The sequence below is a fragment of the Pseudomonas sp. BP8 genome (genome assembly GCF_017875955.1).
Classification (GTDB): Bacteria; Pseudomonadota; Gammaproteobacteria; order Pseudomonadales; family Pseudomonadaceae; genus Aquipseudomonas.
Map to the genome: position 1 here is coordinate 5,452,636 of NZ_JAGINK010000001.1, position 18,529 is coordinate 5,471,164.

Here is an 18,529-nt window from a genome sequence, read left to right on the forward strand (position 1 = left end):
GATGGATACCTTGAGCTACCTGGGCCAAGGCTTCGGCGTCGCCCTGAGCCCGTACAACCTGGTCACCGCCCTCTGCGGCACACTGATCGGTACCGTGGTCGGCCTGCTGCCGGGCCTGGGCCCGATCAACGGCGTGGCGCTGCTGATCCCGATTGCCTTCGCCCTGGGCCTGCCGCCGGAGTCGGCGCTGATCCTGCTGGCCGCGGTGTACCTGGGCTGCGAATACGGCGGGCGGATCAGCTCGATCCTGCTCAACATCCCCGGCGAAGCCTCCACCGTGATGACCACCCTCGACGGTTACCCGATGGCCCGCCAGGGCCTGGCCGGGGTGGCGTTGTCGCTGTCGGCGTGGAGCTCGTTCATCGGTGCGTTCATCGCTACCTGCGGCATGGTGCTGTTCGCCCCGCTGCTGGCGAAATGGGCCATCGCCTTTGGCCCGGCGGAATACTTCGTGCTGATGGTGTTCGCCATCGTCGCCCTAGGCGGCATGGCCGGTGACAAGCCACTGAAGACGTTTATTGCCGCGCTGATCGGGCTGTTCCTGTCGGCGGTCGGTATCGACGCCAACAGCGGCGTATACCGCTTTACCGGTGACAGCGTGCACCTGGCCGACGGCATCCAGTTCGTGGTGCTGGTGCTGGGGCTGTTCTCGATCAGCGAGATCCTCCTGCTGCTGGAGAAGACCCATCACGGTCATCAGGCGGTCAAGGCCACCGGGCGCATGCTGTTCAACTTCAAGGAAGCCGCCTCGGTGTTTGCGGTGAATATCCGCTGCGGCCTGCTTGGCTTCATCATGGGCGTGCTGCCAGGCGCCGGTGCGACCCTGGCCAGCGCCGTGGCGTACATGACCGAGAAGCGCATGGCCGGCGACAAGGGCAATTTCGGCAAGGGCGACCCACGTGGCCTGGCCGCGCCAGAAACCGCCATCGGCGCCTCGTGCTGCGGTGCCCTGGTACCCATGCTGACCCTCGGCGTACCCGGCTCGGGCACCACGGCGGTGATGATCGGCGCGCTGACCCTGTACAACATCACACCGGGGCCAATGCTCTTCGAACAGCAACCGGACATCGTCTGGGGCCTGATCGCGTCGTTGTTCATCGCCAACATCATGCTGGTGATCCTCAACATCCCGATGATCCGCATCTTCACCCGCATCCTGGCCGTGCCGAACTGGGCACTGGTGCCGGTAATCGCCATCATCACCGGGATCGGCGTATACGCCGTGCATGCGACCACCTTCGACCTGTTCCTGATGGTCGGCATCGGCATCATGGGCTACATCCTGCGCAAGCTGGACTTCCCGCTGTCGCCGATCCTGCTGGGCTTCATTCTCGGCGGGCTGATGGAGCAGAACCTGCGCCGTGCCCTGTCGATCTCCAACGGTGAGCTGGGCATCCTCTGGTCGAGCCCGATCAGCATGGGCGTGTGGGCGCTGACCCTGTGCATGCTGAGCCTGCCGCTGCTGCGCATCTGGCGCCGCCGCAGCCAGCAACGCCGAGCCATGGCCGATGCCTGATCGGTCGTTGCCGCTGTACTGGGCTACCGGGCTGGTCGGCCTTGCTGGCGGGTTTCTCGCCAGCAAGGTCGGCTGGCCTTTGCCGTGGATGGTCGGCTCGTTGCTGGCGATCATCCTGGTGCGCTGCCTGACGCCTTGGCAGTTGAGCGAGATCCCCAATGGCCGCAAATGCGGGCAGTGGATCATTGGCGTCGGCATCGGCCTGCACTTCACCCCGGCGGTGATCGAGCAGGTCGCCGGGCATTTCAGCCTGATCGTGTTCGGCGCGCTGTTCACCACGGTGTCCAGCGTGCTCGGCGTGTGGTTGCTGCGACGCACTGGTGAGGACCGGGCGACGGCATTCTTCGCCAGCATGCCGGGCGGTTCGGGGGAGATGGTCAACCTCGGTGCGCGCAATGGCGCCGTGCTCAGCCAGGTGGCGGCAGCGCAGAGTCTGCGCGTGCTGGCGGTGGTGTTATGTGTGCCGGCACTGTTCAAGCTGCTGGTGGGCGATGGCGTGCCGGTGAGTCATGCCAGCCATGTCAGCTGGGGCTGGCTGGCACTGATCGCGCCATTGGCGATCCTGTTTGCATTAGGCTGGCAGCGTTTGCGCCAGCCCAATCCGTGGTTGTTCGGGCCGTTACTGGTAACGGCTGCGGTGAGCCTGGCTGGCGATCTGCAGATCGCCTTGCCCGATGGCGCCAGCCAGATCGGCCAGTGGCTGATCGGCAGCGGGCTGGCCTGCCACTTCAACCGGGCGTTCTTTCGCCGCGCGCCGTCGTTTCTCGGCCGCACGTTGCTGGCCACTTTTTTGGCCATGCTGATTGCCGCCAGTGCTGCGTGGGCACTGAGCAGCCTGAGCCAGCTCGACCTGCGCTCATTGACCCTGGGCATGATGCCCGGAGGCATCGCCGAGATGAGCCTGACCGCAGAAACCTTGCAGTTGTCGGTGCCCTTGGTCACGGCAATGCAGGTGATGCGCTTGCTGTTGGTGCTGTTTTTGGCCGAGCCGTTGTTCCGCCGCTGGAATGCACGGGCGGGCTGAGGTTCAAGATCGGCGTCGCGGCTTTCGCGGGGCAAGCCCGCGCCTACAGGATCTGAGTCGATCACATGGGTTATGGACGACACAAACCCTGTAGGAGCGGGCTTGCCCCGCGAAAGCCGCGACACCGACCTGGGCTCACAGCGCCGGCAACGCCCACTCGATCGGCTTCAGCCCACGCTGCTCAAGGAAGCGATTGGCCTGGCTGAAATGCCCACAGCCAAAGAACCCGCGATAGGCCGACAACGGCGACGGATGCACCGACTTGAGCACCAGGTGCTTGGTCCCGTCGATCAGCTTCTGCTTGCTCTGCGCATGCGCGCCCCACAGCAGGAACACCACGTTCGGGCACTGCTCGCTGACCAGCTGGATGATCCGGTCAGTGAAGAACTCCCAGCCCTTCTTGGCATGCGACGCGGCATTGGCGCGCTCTACGGTCATGGTCGTGTTGAGCAACAACACCCCCTGCTCGGCCCAGCTCTGCAGATAACCATGGCTGGGGATCGGCAGGTTCAGATCACGCTGCAGCTCCTTGTAGATGTTGACCAGCGACGGCGGCGTCGGGGTACCCGGCTGCACCGAAAAACACAGACCATGCGCCTGGCCCGGGCCGTGATACGGATCCTGGCCGAGGATAACCACCTTGACCTGGTCCAGCGGGGTGGTGTTGAGCGCGTTGAAGATCAACGGCCCCGGCGGATAGATTTCCTTGCCAGCCGCGTGCTCCTGCCGCAGGAATTCACGCAGTTGGTGCATGTAGGGCTGGTCGAATTCGGCGCGCAGCGCTTCCTTCCAGCTGGGTTCGAGCTTGATGCGGTCGTCGTCGGTCATGGAGCGTTCCTAAAGCCAAGGGGCGCGACACTAGGAAAGCTGCCTGGGCTTGTCAATCGATCCGACCGACGACCGGCAGCTTGGCCAGAGCAAGCCATACTGGTTGGATGACTTGTGCGAGGTAGTCCATGTCCATTGTCTGCGAGGTACTCACCGGCGTCGACGGCGCCCGCATCGGCATCGCCAGCCTGGATGCACCCAAGGCGCTCAACGCGCTGAGCCTGAACATGATCGAAGCGCTCGACGAGCAACTGCGCGGCTGGGCCAGCGACCCCGGCATCGTCTGCGTGCTGCTGCGCGGCAATGGCGCCAAGGCCTTCTGTGCCGGGGGCGATGTGCGGGCGCTGGTCAATGCCTGCCGCGAGCAGCCAGGCAGCGTGCCAGCCTTGGCCGCGAATTTTTTCGCTGCGGAGTATCAGCTCGATTACCGCCTGCACACCTACCCCAAACCGTTGTTGTGCTGGGGCCATGGCCATGTACTGGGCGGCGGCCTGGGCCTGCTGCAGGGCGCAGGCATACGCATCGTCACGCCGAGCAGCCGGCTGGCCATGCCGGAGATCAGTATCGGCTTGTATCCCGATGTCGGCGCCAGTTGGTTTCTCAGCCGCCTGCCCGGCAAGCTGGGCCTGTTTCTCGGCCTGACCGGCGCACCGATCAACGCTCGCGACGCGCTGGACCTGGGCCTGGCTGACCGTTTTTTTGGCGAACAGCAGCAGGAAGCGCTGATTGACGAACTGCTACAACTGAACTGGCAAGAACAGACCACCCTGCAACTGAACAGCCTGCTCAAGTGTGAACAGCACCGAGCCTGCGCCGAGCTGCCCGAAGCGCAGTGGTTACCGCGCCGGGCGCTGATTGATGAACTGCTCGACGTGGCGGATCCGGTGGCCGCCTGGAGGGCCGTCGCAGGCTTGCAACGGCATGCCGACCCCCTGCTGGCGGCCGCCGGGCAACGCCTGCATGAGGGATGCCCGCTCACGGCGCACCTGATCTGGGAGCAGTTGCAGCGGGCGCGCCATCTGTCGCTGTTGCAGGTGTTCCAGATGGAATACGCGATGAGCTTGAACTGCTGTCGCCACCCAGAGTTCAGCGAAGGGGTCAGGGCGCGCCTGCTGGACAAGGACAACCAACCACGCTGGCATTGGCCGGATGTGGACCAGGTGCCAACTGCGGTGGTGGAGGCTCACTTCGTCAAGGTCTGGGAAGGGCGCCATCCGTTGGCCGATCTGCAGCGTTAGCCAAGCCCGCGCAGAACAAAGCCCTTGAACCCGCCGCGTTACCCTGTGGGAGCGGCCTTGTGTCGCGAAAGGGGCGCAAAGCGCCCCCCCTGCGGACTCAACGGTGCCAGTTGCGCTCCCCTCGCCCACCTTGCCCACCCTGATGACGACGCTCACCGCGGTCCCCGTCACCGCGGCGATTGGACTGCCAGCGATCACCCTGCGAGCCGCGGTTGTCATTGCGATAGTCATGCCGATCACGGTCACGCCCGTAGTCATGACGCTGGCGATTGCCGTAATCATTGCGCGGGTTGCCATGCCACTGCTTCACCCGCGGCTGCGGATAAGGCCGGTAATGCGGCGCGGGAGCAGGACGGTAGTAACGTGGCGCCGGCTGGTAATAACGCGGTGCCGGCTGATAGTAATAGCGCGGCTGCGGCGCCACGTAATAGCCCCGGTCGTAGCGTTGATAACCAGGATAGGCATAGCGATCGGCGCTGTAGACTTCCGTGCGATAGTAGCCGCCGCTTCCATGATAGGGGGCACAGGCGCTGGTCATCCCCACCAGCAATACGATCAGCACAATTCGAAGGGACATGGCGGCCTCCTGGACCGCTGGAGTGCTCGACACAGCGGCGCTGGCAAGCGTCGATCGGCAAGCGTTGATCGACACTGATTAAGACCGCTGCACCAAGATCCAGTGCCCTTCACGCAATAAATTGAAACAAGTCAGGCAAGCCTGAAAAACATGCGGTCATTTTCCGGTCATCTCACTAGAATGGCGCCACTGGCACACATCATGGGAAGATCATGCCGTCACGTTCCGCCCTGTTCTCGCAGCGTTCGCTGATCCTTGCCCTGCTGATCCTGCTGGCCTGCGGCTTCCTCGCCACTTCCCTGCTCGGCTACTTCGCCTCGCGTAGCGCAATCCGCGATGGCATCGTCAATACCGAGCTGCCACTGACCTCCGACACGGTCTATTCGGAGATCCAGAAGGACCTGATCCGCCCGGTGCTGATCTCCTCGATGATGGCCCAGGACACCTTCCTGCGCGATTGGGTGATTGCCGGTGAACAGGACCCGCAACGCATCACCCGCTACCTGGGCGAGGTGATGGAGCAACAGGGCACCTGCACCGCGTTCTTCGTCTCCGAGCGCAGCCTCACCTACTACCAGGCCAAAGGCGTACTCAAGCAGCTCAAGCCCGGCACTTGGCGCGATGCCTGGTATTACCGCGTGCGCGAGTTGAAGACGCCCTACGAGATCAACGTCGACCTGGACATGGCCAACCAGGACAAGCTCACTGTATTCATCAACTACCGAGTGCTCGACTACCAGCAGCGCTTCATCGGCGCCGCCGGGGTCGGCCTGAGCGTAGAGTCGGTGGTCAAGTTGATCGACGACTATCAACGCCGCTACCAGCGCTCGGTGCTATTCAGCGATGCCAATGGCAAGGTCTTGCTGACCGGCTCGGATGGCGGCCCGCATGGCCTGCGCGCGGGCCAGCAACTGGCCGAAAGCCGGGCGTTCGAGGAACTGCTGGCGCGTATGCCGACCCCTGGCGCCGGCAGTCACGAATATCACGACAGCGAGGGCCACAGCCACTTCCTCAATGTGCGGCATATCCCCGAACTGGACTGGTACCTGCTGGTCGACAAGCGCGAGAACGGCGCGCTCGACCGGGTCCGCCATTCGCTGTACCTGAACCTAGCGATCTGCGCCATGATCACCCTGGTCGTGCTGTCGCTGCTGCATGCGATGGTCAAGCGCCACCAGGAGAGCATTGAGTCGCTGGCCACGCTCGACAGCCTCACCGGCCTGCCCAACCGGCGCAGCTTCGATCTGCTGGCCGGGCAAGCGCTGCAGGAGGCGCAGCGTGAACGCGCGCCGTTGGTCGCCCTGCTGATCGACCTCGACCACTTCAAGGTGCTCAACGACACCCACGGCCATCTGGCGGGCGACGAAGTGTTACGCCAGTTCGCCAATGTGCTGCAGGGCAGCCTGCGCCAGTCGGATATACTCTGCCGCTGGGGTGGCGAGGAGTTCATCGTGTTGCTGCGCGAAGCCGATGACCGCAGCGCCTTCGAGGTGGCGGAGAAGATCCGCCGGCGTACCGAACAGCTGACCTTCAGCTACAACGACCAGCCCCTGCGCCTGACCACCAGTATCGGTTTGAGCAGCCTGCAGCGTGATGACACCCTGCACACGCTACTGACCCGCGCCGACCATGTGCTCTATTGTGCCAAACAGGGCGGACGCAACCGCGTCTGCAGCGATGTATCCGGATCCAACCATGCCTGACAGCCAGCGCTGCCCCGCCTGCGGCGCCCTCAATCAATGCGGCCTTGCCGATCCGCGCAGCGCCACACAAAACTGCTGGTGCTTCGATGTGAGCATCGACCCGGCAGTGCTTGAAGCCTTGCCTGCCGAATTACGCAATACGGCCTGCCTGTGCCCGCGCTGTGCCGCTGTCGACGAACAGCTCAAGGCAGCGCCGCCTGCGCCGATTGGGTAGACTGCGCGGCCTCTACTCGACCCCAGTACTGCCATGCGCCTCGATCGTTTTCTCGCCAATCTGCCCTGCTACAACCGCCAGCAGGTGCGCCTCTTGCTGATCCAGCGGCGGGTGCGCGTGGATGGCCAAGTGGTGACTGAGCCATTGCATGAGGTCCGCGAGTTCAGCCGGGTCGAGGTCGATGAACAGCTGCACCAGGCCGGGCGCGCGCCGCGTTACCTGATGCTGCACAAGCCGGCCGGCTGCGTCAGTGCCACCCACGACCCGCAGCACCGGACCGTGCTCGACTTGCTGCCTGCTGACCTGCGTGACGACCTGCATATTGCCGGGCGGCTCGATTTCAACACCACCGGGTTGATGCTCCTGACCAATGACGGGCAGTGGTCGCGACGCCTGACCCAACCGAGCACCAAGCTGCCCAAGGTCTATCGGGTCGAGACCGAGGACGAGATCGGCGAGCACTACCCGGAGAAGTTTCACCAGGGCTTCTACTTTGCCTTCGAGGACCTCACCACCCTGCCCGCCCGACTGGAGATTCTCGGCCCGCGCCAGGCGCGGCTGGAAATCGTCGAGGGCCGCTATCACCAGGTTAAGCGGATGTTCGGCTTTTTCCAGAACAAGGTGATCGGGCTGCACCGGGAAAGCATGGGTAGCATCGTGCTGGATCCGGGGTTGGCGCCGGGTGAGTTTCGCCAGCTCAGCGCGGAAGAGATCGCTGGCATCTGAAACTCCGAGCCCTGCGAATGGGGCCGGCACTGGCCCTGCATAGCCGCCTGCCGCTCGCATAAGACCGCCCAGCAGTTTTTCTAGCAAGATTCCCCGAACGGCACTTGCGGGATCGCCATCCTGCTGCTTGAATCGAATTCGTCAGTCCGCATGTGACTCAGCAGTCACGCATGCAGTCCAAGACACCTTTTTGCCGGCCACCCAGGGTCTCGATACCCCGGGGCACGGCAAATTGCCCGCCATAACAACACCGTCGACACGTGTGCCAAGGATCGACACAGGGCCCCCCGTTACTCTTCAGGCGTATGCCTACCTGTCATAAAGATCGTGCACCCTAGGTGACGCGAATACCCTTTTTGCGCCAGGAGTCGATGACATGAGGCCAGAAATCGCTGTACTTGATATCCAAGGTCAGTATCGGGTTTACACGGAGTTCCATCGCGCGCCCCGCGCCGAGAAAACAATCATCCTGGTCAACGGCTCGCTGGCGACCACGGCTTCGTTTGCCCAGACGGTGCGCAGTCTGCACCCGCAATTCAACGTGGTCCTGTACGACCAGCCGTATGCCGGCAAGTCCAAGCCACACAATCGCCAGGAGCGCCTGCTCACCAAGGAGACCGAGGCGCATATCCTCCTTGAGCTGATCGAGCACTTCCAGGCCGACCACGTGCTGTCGTTCTCCTGGGGCGGTGCCTGCACCCTGCTGGCGCTGGCGCACCAGCCACGGTTGGTGAAAAAGGCCATCGTCAGTTCGTTCTCGCCGGTGATCAACGAGCCGATGCGCGACTACCTCGAGCGCGGCTGCGAGTACCTGGCTTCCTGCGATCGCTATCAGGTCGGCAATCTGGTCAACGACACCATCGGCAAGTACCTGCCGTCGCTGTTCAAACGCTTCAATTATCGCCATGTCAGCAGCCTCGACAGCCACGAATATGCGCAGATGCTGTTCCACATCAACCAGGTGCTGCAGCATGACCTGGCGCGGGCGCTGAAGGGGGCGGCCAACATCGACATCCCGGTGCTGTTCATCAACGGCGACCGTGACGAGTACACCACCGCCGACGACGCCCGCCAGTTCGGCAACCATGTGCGCCGTAGCCACTTCAGCGTAATCAACGGCGCCGGGCACTTCCTCGACATGGAGCACAAGACGGCCAGTGAAGCCCTGCGCGGTGTCATGCATGGTTTCCTCAAACCGACCAGTCACGAGCCCCGTCAACGCAGTCACTATGAGCAGGGGCACCATGCACTGGCCATCTGAGCGCATCGGCGTCCTGTAGCCTTTCTGCTATCCGCAGGCTACGGGCCGCCGACAGGTATTTTTCGTGACTGGGCTTCTCATCGCGGGAGGGTTCTGGTACAAAGTCGAGCTGCCGCAGCGCAAGGCGCCTGGCAGAGCAAGGAAGTACGCGTAAAGCGGGTATAGTTTAATGGTAGAACAGTAGCTTCCCAAGCTTCCGACGAGGGTTCGATTCCCTCTACCCGCTCCAACTTCTGCACCCATCGCTGCACCGCATGACGTTCGTTAACGTCATCGCCTGTCTAAAGGAGCTTTTGCTCCTTTTTTCGTTTCTGCGACCTGCCCCCTTCTGCTTGTCCAGGCTTACAGGCACTCCCTGGCGACTGTGTTCACTGACTGTGCTGTGCCAAACATTGGCTTGACCCGCGAACACCGGCAACGCCGGTGCCGTACACCACGCTGCCCGGGCCGGCCAAGCATTGCTTCGAGCAATTTCAACGATCTTGAGCATGTCCTCAAAGCACTGGCTCACTCAGAGCAAGAACGCTCAAGGTGGTTTGAGATTGCGCCAGGCTTGAGCCCCTTGGCGCTCAAGCCTGATGAAATTTCGATGGCTACCCCTCGCAGCATTCCCCTCCAACTCCAGCGATCAGTAACCAAGCCCACGCAACCACTGCCCCTCGCTCTTTTCCACTTCCCGCCCCTGAAACCGCAACAACGCCGCAGGTCGATTGGTGAAAATCCCATCCACCCCCGCCTGTATGGCCTTGGCAAAGTCCACCGGTTCATCGAGCGTATACACATGCACCAACAACCCGCGTTCATGGCTGAGCTGGTTCATCCACGGCTGGGCAAGGTCGGCATAGCTCTGCTCGCCAAGCGTGCTCCGCATCGCCGAAGGCCCAGTGCCGATGGCGCCAGCGTCCTTGGCGTAACCCAGCCAACGCTCAAATTCGGCACGATCGCGCGGCTGCTGACGTGCGTAGAACGCCGCCTTGTCACGCTCGCCCGATTCAGCGAATGATTGCCCCGAGGCAGGCTCGATAGCGCCCTTGCCCACCCACAACAAGAGGATCTTCGGTGTGTTCGGCATGCTCTGCTGCAGCAGGGCCAGACTGTTGCGATCGAATGTCTGCAGCACCACCCGCCCAGGCACGTCCAACCAACCGCGCGCACTTAGGCGCGCCGCGAGATCGCGCTCTATCCCGGGAAACTGGCCAGGCATCTTGGTCTCGATGTACAACCCCGGGCGCCGCTCGGGATTGCCTTCGGCAATGTCGATCACCTCGTCCAGCGTCAGTATCGGCAAGCCCTTGAACGACGCCCGGGCCCGCTCAGGGTAGGCCCGGTTGAACCAACTGCCAGCGTCGAGCGACTTAAGTTCAGCGAGAGTAAAGGCACTCACCGGGCTGCCAGCGCGCTCGGGGAATCGCTCGGCGACGTTGCTGGTGCGCGCCAGCACGTCGTCGTGCACCACCACCAGCACACCATCACGGGTGCGCTGCAGGTCCAGCTCGAGGTAGTCGGCACCGAGCTCGCGCGCCAGCAAGTACGCCGGCCGGGTCGACTCAGGGGCGTCATGCGAGGCGCCACGGTGGGCGATCACCGCGGAATAGGGGATGCCCTGGGCCTTGGCCAGGGTACGGCCGTCGCGGGCGTTGGCCAACGTACAGCTTAACAAGAGAATTGCGACTGACACGCTGAGGGGGAACGGCATGATTACTCCCTGTCTGATCGTTCGGCGGACACTGCAGGCACCCTGCAATACAGCACATTTAGCATGACATGCTAAAGTCGCGGCGTTTCCCGCCACCCTACGGACCACGCATGCCCCCTCTCGACGCCCACCTGACGCCCTGGCCCGCACTCAATGAGCGCCACCCCTGCGATGCCCTGCTGCTGGGCAACGGTGCCAGTCGCGCGCTGTGGAAACCGTTCGGCTACTTCTCGCTGTTCGAGCAGGCGCAGAAGGTACGAAACAAGGGCCTGGGCGTGAGTGACCAGGCGCTGTTCAAGGCGCTCGGCAGCGAGCTGTTCGAACCTGCGCTGAGCACCCTGAACACCACAGTGCGGGCCAATGCTGCGCTGGCGATCAATTCCACTGCGCCGCTCAACCGCTACTACTCGATCAAGGAAGCGTTGATCCATGCCGTGCGCAAAGTGCACGTGCCCTGGCCGCTGCTGCCAAGCACCTGCCTGACGGCGATCAACCAGGCGCTGCGCGGCTACCGCAGCGTCTACACCAGCAATTACGACCTGCTCCTGCCTTGGGCCATGCGCCAGGCACCGCAGGGGTTCGCCGAGCTGTTCGACGAGGAAGGTTTCTTCGACGTGCGCCGCACCCAGGCCGACGGCACTCGGGTCATGCATTTGCACGGCGGCTTGCACCTGCTGAAGTTGCCGGATGGCAGCACGCGCCAGCGCAGCGCGAACGACGCTGAACTGCTCGACGGCTTTGCCGTGAACATCCCGGGCGAAGTGCCGTTGTTCATCAACGAGGAGCGCAGCGAGCACAAACTGCGGGCCATCCGCAGCTCCGATTACCTCACCTGGTGCCTGGGCCAACTGGCCAATGAACGTCAGGGTCTGTGCCTGTTCGGCCAGCACCTGGATGCCAGCGATGAGCATCTGCTGGAGGCCATCCGCCAAGCCAGGCCGACGCACCTGGCCATCGCCATCCGGCCGTTGAACGAGGCGTCAATCATCAATCAGAAGCAACACTTCATCCATCGTTTCGCCGACTTTGGCGATACTCCGTTACATTTCTTCGACGCCAGCACTCATCCCCTCGGCGCGCCTGAACAAGCCATCGAGGTGCCTGCGGACTTTGCCAGGCGGCGCTGAGCAAGTGCTCAGGAAAGCCTGGTAAATGTGTATGTTTCAATAAAGCGGTGTGGCCGGAGTTGCCGAAGAGAATGTTTACACCCAAGGGCGCAATGCCAAGGTGAGTGTGACGCGGTTCTTCGGAGGGAAGGTGCGAGGTATAGCGGCCATTTCGCGAGACAAGCCGGCGAAGTGCCCGATAAAACCCTATCACCCCTTCCCTATCCTAATGATAATTAAACAAGCCTTAGATACTATACAGCTAAGCGCAAATAAACCCCCTTCCAAAAACAACAACTTAAGCACATCCACACCTATCCAGACTCTTACACGAACAGGCAACTTACAGCCGTGGACTACAGAATCATCCTACAGCAAGCTTTCTATTTAAACAGAAACAAGCTGCAACACGCCAAACCCAGTAGTTACAAATACGATATTGACTTCAAGCTGCAACAACAACTAGCGTAACTACTCGCTCTAAAGACGAACCAGCGCCACCTCTCCACTACTAATGCATGCGCACCATTGGATCCCTGAAGCCAATCAGTCCAACTGGAGTTAGCCCTAAAATGCGAATACCTTCAAGCGAACGTATAGCCTGCATTGTTGACGGCTATAGCACCGGCACTGATCTATCCATAGCCCTCAAAGAACTGGGCTGGACAGTGGTGCATGTTCAATCGGCAAAACGTCCACCGCTTGCATTTGCCAAGTCGTTCAACCGTTCGTTATTCGACGCCCACCTGCTGCTCGCCGAGATGGGATACAAACGTCTCGTGGCGCAACTGTTAGAGTTAAACCCCGAACTGGTCATCGCGGGAAGTGAACCGGGTGTTGAGCTTGCGGACGCATTGAATACTGCGCTCGGTTTACAGGGGAACTCGCCCCTAACTAGCATCAGGCGTCGAAACAAATTTCACATGTCCCAATCTCTATCAGAGTGCGGCCTTGATGCGGTCGATCAGCATTTGGTAACCAATCGCGAGCAGTTGATCAAGGCCATTGAATGCCTGGGGCTGTATCCGATTGTGGTTAAACCCGTGGATGCCATGGGCAGTGAAAACGTACGTGTGTGCCACGAGATAGAAGAGGCGGTAGCTGCTTTTGAGGCTATCCTAGGAAAAACCAACTTCATCGGCTCAATTAACTCTGCAGCTTTAGTGCAAGAATATCTGCAAGGTGATCAGTATGTCGTCAATGCGGTAAGTGTCGATGGGCAACACCGTATCACCGAGATTTGGCACGAGCGGCGGTTGAACATCCGCGGTGTGGGCAACCTCTATGACTACGAAACATTGCTTCCGTATGAAGGCGATACTCAGCGTCGCCTGATCGAATACACCTGCCAGGTGCTCAACGCCCTGGAGCTACGCGAAGGCCCGAGTCACTCCGAAATCATGCTCACGCCACGCGGCCCGGTTTTAATCGAGACTGGGGCACGCATGCAGGGTGGCATCGTCTCAGCGCCGATTATCGAGGCCATCGGCGATAGCCATATGACCATGACGCTCAAACGCTACCTCAACCCACAGGCATTTCTTCAAAGTATCAACGACGCCTACACGTTATCCATCAACGTCAGAGTTGTAAATCTGATCATGGACCGTGCAGGAACCGTCAAGGAAAACAACTGCCATAAACTCCTGGCGACCCTACCATCCTTCCGAATGATCGCCCGCACTCCAGACATTGGAAGCAGAGTACCCAAGACCATAGACCTGGCTACCAAGGTGGGTCATATCTATCTGATGCATGAGAATCTCGAGCAACTTGATTGGGATTATCGACGGGTTCGTGACTGGGAAAAGAAGCGAAAGCTGATTGCCTTGGAGTGAAGTCGCATGCCGATGATTGGCCGTTTGCCGATAAAGGTTGTCAGCTGACCGCGGCCAGCATCATCTGATTTGGTCATAGAGACCAGCAAACTTGGGGGCGCTTCGCGCCCCTTTCGCGACACAAGGCCGCTCCCACAGGCACTGTGCATGCCTCCAAATACCTGCCGTCCAGGAATGGCGCTGCATTCGAGCTGAGCGCAAGGTCAGTAGCGGGCTTGACCCGCGAACACCGGCGAAGCCGGTGCCAGCCTATGTGGTGTCTGCGAGCGCCTACCCCGCCAAATCAGGGAATCAACCCATCCGCCCGCAACAACGTCTCTAGGCAATGCTCCTGCACCCCATAAAACGCCTTCAGCTCGGCAATCTTCGCCAACAACACTGTCGCATCCACCGGCTGCCTGCGCTTCACCGCCAAGATCATCTTGTTCTTGTTGGTGTGCTCCAACGAAATGAACTCGAACACCTTGGTCTCGTAACCACAGGCTTCCAGGTACAGCGCGCGCAAACTGTCGGTGAGCATCTCGGCCTGCTGGCCCAGGTGCAGGCCGTACTGCAGCATAGGCTGCAGCAAACCCGGGCTCTGCAGTTGCGGGCGAACCTGTTTATGGCAGCACGGCGAACACATGATGATCGCGGCGTTGCAGCGGATGCCGGTGTGGATGGCATAGTCAGTGGCGATGTCGCAGGCATGCAGGGCGATCATCACTTCGATCGCCTCGGGCACCACGCTGCGCACGTCGCCGCACTCGAATACCAGGCCGCTGTGCTCCAGGCGAGCCGCAGCGGTGTTGCACAGGTCGACCATGTCCTGGCGCAACTCGACACCCGTCACCTGCGCCTCACGGGCCAGCGTGTTGCGCAAATAATCGTGCATGGCAAAGGTCAGGTAGCCCTTGCCCGAACCGAAGTCGGCCACGCGCAACAGTTGCTGCGCCGCCACCGGCGCACTGGCCAGGGCATGCTCGAAGACTTCGATGAACTTGTTAATCTGCTTCCACTTGCGCGACATCGACGGGATCAACGCGCCGTTGCCATCGGTTACGCCCAGGTCGCGCAAGAACGGCCGCGACAGTTCCAGATAACGCTTCTTCTCCCGGTCATGGCCGGCCGCCGGGGCCACTTCACGTGGCGCCTGGGCGACGTGGCGCTGGAGCATCGGCTTGCCTTTCTTGCTGAAGCCCAACTGCACTTCACCTTCAGCCGTGAACAAGTGGGCATTGCGAAAGCTCTCTGGCAGCAACTCGGCGACCAGCGCCTGCGCCTGCTCGAGCGGCAAATTGCGGGTGATGTCGCGGGTCTGGTGCCGGTAGACCAGCGACAGGCTCGGCTCGCCCTTGACCAGCAGCGGCTTGGCGATGATTCGCTGCAAGCTCTGGTCGGCGCCAACGTGGCGCGCCAGCACCAGTTTGGCCAGGGTGCCGTCCTGCAGGGCATCGGCCAGCAGACGCAGGAACTGGGCACGCGCATCCGGCGCGGTAGCGGTAGAAGGTGTGGCGGACATGAACAGGAGGTGCCTCGAATTGCCAGGAGCGCAGCGCGCAATGGCCGGCATTCTACGTCGATGCCCGGCCTGCGCGAAGGGTTTGTCGATGGGCGTGGCTCAGTCGAGGATCACCAGGCGGTTGGGCAACTGGTTGCGCGTGCAGGTCGATGGCAGTGGGCGGCTGAGCAGCTCGCCGCAGGCATCGATACACTCGACGAAGCCCTGCAAGGTCCGCCCCTGCCGCAACTGCTCGCGAAAACGCGCGACCAGCACAGCCCGGGCGCGGGCGTCGAGATGCTGTTCAATACCGGTGTCGGCCAGGATCACCACGTAATCCTCCGCCTCGCTGACGAAGATCAGTACGCCGGTGCCGGCCGCCGTACGCTGCAGGTCAAGCGCGCGAAACTGCTGCTGTGCAAGGATCGCGGCACTGCGTTGACGCAGCAGCCGTGGCACCACCAGGCTGGCCAGGCGCGGGCTGCGCAATAGCAGGCAGAGGCCGATGAACAGCACCACCTGGGCCACCAGCAGCCCGCGCAGGCTGGGCCAACCCACCAATAGATGCAGTGCACCGGGGATCGCCAGCGCCAGCAGCGCAGCCCAGAACAGCGGCAGGTAGGCGTAGTCGCCGGCCCTGCGCGCCAGCACCGTGACCAGCTCGGCGTCGGTACGCCGCTCCGCGCGGGCAATCGCCTCGGCGACCTGACGCTGCTCGTATTCGTTGAAAACAGTCATGCCTGCGGTCTCTCGAACGTTCTTATAGTTGTTGTGGCGGGATCCAGGTGGCGCGAGTGTATCTCAACAACTACGCGACATCAGGCATAATCCGCCGCAGTCGCTAACGCTGTAGGCATGATCGGAAAAACGATCACCCTACGCCCGAAAAACAATAGTCGCCTGAACACTTCGGCCACGCGCGTCAATGCACGGGCACGGCACAGGCCACGACCATGGAATTGATCATGAAACTGTCTATGCTGGGCTTGGCCTTGGGCCTTGCCAGTCAAGCCGCACTGGCCGCTACGCCCGCCCCGCCCCTGCAGGACAAGCAGGCATTCATCGAGCATCTGATCCAGCAGATGACCCTCGACGAGAAGATCGGCCAGTTGCGCCTGATCAGCATCGGCCCCGAAATGCCCCACGCGAAGATCCGCGAAGAAATCGCTGCCGGCCGCATTGGCGGCACCTTCAACTCGCGCACCGCCCCGGAAAACCGGCCGATGCAGGACGCGGCCATGCGCAGCCGGCTGAAGATCCCGATGTTCTTCGCCTACGACGTGATCCACGGTAACCGCACGATCTTCCCGATCAGCCTGGGCCTGGCCGCGACCTGGGACATGGACGCGATCGCCAAGGTCGGCCGCACCTCGGCCATCGAAGCCTCCGCCGACGCCCTCGACATGACCTTCGCGCCCATGGTCGACATCGCCCGCGACCCGCGCTGGGGCCGCACCAGCGAAGGCTTTGGTGAAGACACCTACCTGACCTCGCGAATCGGCCAGGTCATGGTCAAGGGCTTTCAGGGCAGCAGCCCGGCCAACCCCGACAGCATCATGGCCATCGTCAAGCACTTCGCCCTGTACGGCGCGGTGGAAGGCGGGCGCGACTACAACACGGTCGATATGAGTCTGCCAAAGATGTACAACGACTACCTGCCGCCCTACCGCGCCAGCCTCGACGCAGGCGCCGGTGGCGTGATGGTGGCGCTGAACTCGATCAACGGCGTGCCGGCCACCTCCAACACCTGGTTGATGAACGACCTGCTGCGCGGTGAGTGGGGCTTCAAGGGCGTGACCATCAGCGACCATGGCGCGATCCAGGAGCTGATCCGCCACGGCGTCGCCAAGGATGGTCGAGAAGCGGCCAAGCTGGCAATCAAGGCCGGCATCGACATGAGCATGAACGACTCGCTGTATGGCGAGGAGCTGCCGGGGCTGGTCAAGTCTGGTGAGGTGACCCAGGCCGAGCTCGATCAGGCCGTGCGCGAAGTGCTCGGTGCCAAGTACGAAATGGGCCTGTTCAAGGACCCTTACGTGCGTATCGGCAAAGCCGAGAATGACCTCAAGGACTACTATGCCGACGCCCGCCTGCACCGCGAGGCCGCGCGTGATGTCGCCCGGCGCAGCCTGGTCCTGCTGGAGAACCGCCAGCAGACCCTGCCCCTGAAAAAAGCCGGCACGATTGCCTTGGTCGGCCCGCTGGCCGACGCGCCGATCGACATGATGGGCAGCTGGGCCGCTGATGGGCGCCCCGAGCATTCGGTGACCGTACGCGAGGGCCTGCGCCGCGCCGTCGGCGACAAGGCCAAACTGATCTACGCCAAGGGCTCCAACGTCACTGGCGACAAGGCGATGTTCGATTACCTGAACTTCCTCAACTTCGATGCACCGGAGATCGTTGACGACCTGCGCCCGGCCGCCGTGTTGATCGATGAAGCGGTCAAGGCCGCCCAGCAGGCTGACGTGGTCGTAGCGGTGGTAGGCGAATCGCGCGGCATGTCGCACGAGTCGTCGAGCCGCACCACCCTGGAAATCCCGGCGGTACAACGTGACCTGATCAAGGCCCTGAAGGCCACCGGCAAGCCGCTGGTGCTGGTGCTGATGAACGGCCGGCCGCTGTCCATCGCCTGGGAACGGGAACAGGCCGATGCCCTGCTCGAGACCTGGTTCAGCGGCACCGAAGGCGGCAATGCCATCGCTGACGTGCTGTTCGGCGATTACAACCCGTCCGGTAAGCTGGCCATCACCTTCCCGCGGTCGGTCGGGCAGATCCCGATGTACTACAACCACCTGCGCATTGGCCGTCCGTTTACCCCAGGCAAGCCGGGCAACTACACCTCGCAGTACTTCGAGGAACCCAATGGCCCGCTGTATCCGTTCGGCTATGGCCTGAGCTATAGCAGCTTCGAGCTGTCGGGGTTGAAGCTGGCCAAGCCTGAGCTCAAGCGTGGCGACAGCCTGCAAGCCACGGTCACCGTGAAAAACACCGGCAAGCGCGACGGCGAGACCGTGGTCCAGCTGTACCTGCAAGACGTCAGCGCCTCGATGAGCCGCCCGGTGAAGGAGCTGAAGAACTTCCAGAAACTGATGCTCAAGGCTGGCGAGTCGCGCGTCGTGAGCTTCAGCATCAGTGAGGACGACCTGAAGTTCTACAACGGCCAGTTGCAGCGGGTGGCCGAGCCGGGGCAGTTCAACGTGCAGGTCGGACTGGATTCCGAGGCAGTGCAGCAGCAGAGTTTCGAGTTGCTGTAAGTCGTTGGGAGTGAGGCGGGTCAGTTGCTCGCGTGTTGACTGACCGGGCTTGCCCCGCCAAGGGCCGG

At 62.1% G+C, this 18,529-nt stretch carries 15 protein-coding genes and 1 tRNA gene; 11 read left to right on the forward strand and 5 right to left on the reverse strand.

Annotated features, from left to right (window positions below; translation table 11 throughout):
- Nucleotide 1: 1 nt before the first annotated feature.
- Both J3B00_RS23860 and J3B00_RS23865 read left to right on the forward strand, forming a co-directional pair.
- The gene (locus tag J3B00_RS23860) at nt 2–1,516 is read left to right on the forward strand and encodes a tripartite tricarboxylate transporter permease (protein WP_209872977.1); all 1,515 of its coding nucleotides are present in this window, start codon (nt 2–4) and stop codon (nt 1,514–1,516) included.
- On the forward strand, nt 1,509–2,540 hold the full coding sequence (locus J3B00_RS23865) for an AbrB family transcriptional regulator (RefSeq protein ID WP_209872980.1): 1,032 nt from the start codon (nt 1,509–1,511) through the stop codon (nt 2,538–2,540). Before J3B00_RS23860 ends, J3B00_RS23865 begins: the two co-directional genes overlap by 8 nt.
- Nucleotides 2,541–2,675: 135 nt before the next feature.
- Here J3B00_RS23865 and ung read toward each other — a convergent pair whose 3' ends face one another.
- Nucleotides 2,676–3,368, reverse strand: coding sequence for a uracil-DNA glycosylase (gene ung / locus J3B00_RS23870; RefSeq protein ID WP_209872983.1), 693 nt, complete (start codon nt 3,366–3,368; stop codon nt 2,676–2,678).
- Nucleotides 3,369–3,496: 128 nt separating this feature from the next.
- Between ung and J3B00_RS23875 the strand changes: the two genes are divergently transcribed.
- Nucleotides 3,497–4,606 (forward strand): enoyl-CoA hydratase/isomerase family protein, encoded by a 1,110-nt coding sequence (locus tag J3B00_RS23875; protein WP_209872986.1) that lies wholly within the window; start codon nt 3,497–3,499, stop codon nt 4,604–4,606.
- A gap of 97 nt (nt 4,607–4,703) precedes the next feature.
- Here the strand turns inward: J3B00_RS23875 and J3B00_RS23880 are convergent, their stop codons facing one another.
- Nucleotides 4,704–5,183 carry a hypothetical protein gene (locus tag J3B00_RS23880; RefSeq protein ID WP_209872989.1) on the reverse strand — a complete coding sequence of 160 codons (480 nt, stop codon included), beginning with the start codon at nt 5,181–5,183 and terminating at the stop codon, nt 4,704–4,706.
- Between the two features lie 212 nt (nt 5,184–5,395).
- On the opposite strand from J3B00_RS23880, the gene J3B00_RS23885 reads away from it, so the two are divergent.
- The 5 genes from J3B00_RS23885 (at nt 5,396) to J3B00_RS23905 (ending at nt 9,316) form a co-directional block, all read left to right on the forward strand.
- Entirely contained in the window at nt 5,396–6,886 is a 1,491-nt protein-coding gene (locus tag J3B00_RS23885) for a sensor domain-containing diguanylate cyclase (protein ID WP_209872992.1), read from the forward strand.
- Nucleotides 6,879–7,100 (forward strand): cysteine-rich CWC family protein, encoded by a 222-nt coding sequence (locus J3B00_RS23890; RefSeq protein WP_209872995.1) that lies wholly within the window; start codon nt 6,879–6,881, stop codon nt 7,098–7,100. The genes J3B00_RS23885 and J3B00_RS23890 overlap by 8 nt, the downstream gene beginning before the upstream one ends.
- A 33-nt stretch (nt 7,101–7,133) precedes the next feature.
- Nucleotides 7,134–7,826: a 16S rRNA pseudouridine(516) synthase gene (locus J3B00_RS23895; protein ID WP_209872998.1), complete on the forward strand. Its 693-nt coding sequence runs from the start codon at nt 7,134–7,136 to the stop codon at nt 7,824–7,826.
- Between the two features lie 376 nt (nt 7,827–8,202).
- On the forward strand, nt 8,203–9,087 hold the full coding sequence (locus tag J3B00_RS23900; RefSeq protein ID WP_209873001.1) for an alpha/beta fold hydrolase: 885 nt from the start codon (nt 8,203–8,205) through the stop codon (nt 9,085–9,087).
- 155 nt (nt 9,088–9,242) lie between these two features.
- A tRNA-Gly gene (locus J3B00_RS23905) sits at nt 9,243–9,316 on the forward strand.
- A gap of 399 nt (nt 9,317–9,715) precedes the next feature.
- Here J3B00_RS23905 and J3B00_RS23910 read toward each other — a convergent pair.
- Nucleotides 9,716–10,783 carry a glycerophosphodiester phosphodiesterase family protein gene (locus J3B00_RS23910; RefSeq protein WP_209873004.1) on the reverse strand — a complete coding sequence of 356 codons (1,068 nt, stop codon included), beginning with the start codon at nt 10,781–10,783 and terminating at the stop codon, nt 9,716–9,718.
- Between the two features lie 110 nt (nt 10,784–10,893).
- Between J3B00_RS23910 and J3B00_RS23915 the strand changes: the two genes are divergently transcribed.
- Both J3B00_RS23915 and J3B00_RS23920 read left to right on the forward strand, forming a co-directional pair.
- Nucleotides 10,894–11,910, forward strand: coding sequence for a DUF4917 family protein (locus J3B00_RS23915; RefSeq protein ID WP_209873007.1), 1,017 nt, complete (start codon nt 10,894–10,896; stop codon nt 11,908–11,910).
- Nucleotides 11,911–12,461: 551 nt separating this feature from the next.
- Nucleotides 12,462–13,727, forward strand: a complete 1,266-nt coding sequence (locus tag J3B00_RS23920; protein WP_209873019.1) for an ATP-grasp domain-containing protein — start codon at nt 12,462–12,464, stop codon at nt 13,725–13,727.
- Between the two features lie 283 nt (nt 13,728–14,010).
- On the opposite strand, the gene J3B00_RS23925 is transcribed toward J3B00_RS23920, so the two are convergent.
- On the reverse strand, nt 14,011–15,228 hold the full coding sequence (locus J3B00_RS23925) for an SAM-dependent methyltransferase (protein ID WP_209873023.1): 1,218 nt from the start codon (nt 15,226–15,228) through the stop codon (nt 14,011–14,013).
- 99 nt (nt 15,229–15,327) lie between these two features.
- Entirely contained in the window at nt 15,328–15,945 is a 618-nt protein-coding gene (locus J3B00_RS23930) for a TPM domain-containing protein (protein WP_209873027.1), read from the reverse strand.
- A 224-nt stretch (nt 15,946–16,169) separates the two neighbouring features.
- Here J3B00_RS23930 and bglX point away from each other — a divergent pair, with 224 nt between their 5' ends.
- The gene (bglX, locus tag J3B00_RS23935) at nt 16,170–18,461 is read left to right on the forward strand and encodes a beta-glucosidase BglX (protein ID WP_209875119.1); all 2,292 of its coding nucleotides are present in this window, start codon (nt 16,170–16,172) and stop codon (nt 18,459–18,461) included.
- Nucleotides 18,462–18,529 lie beyond the last annotated feature (68 nt).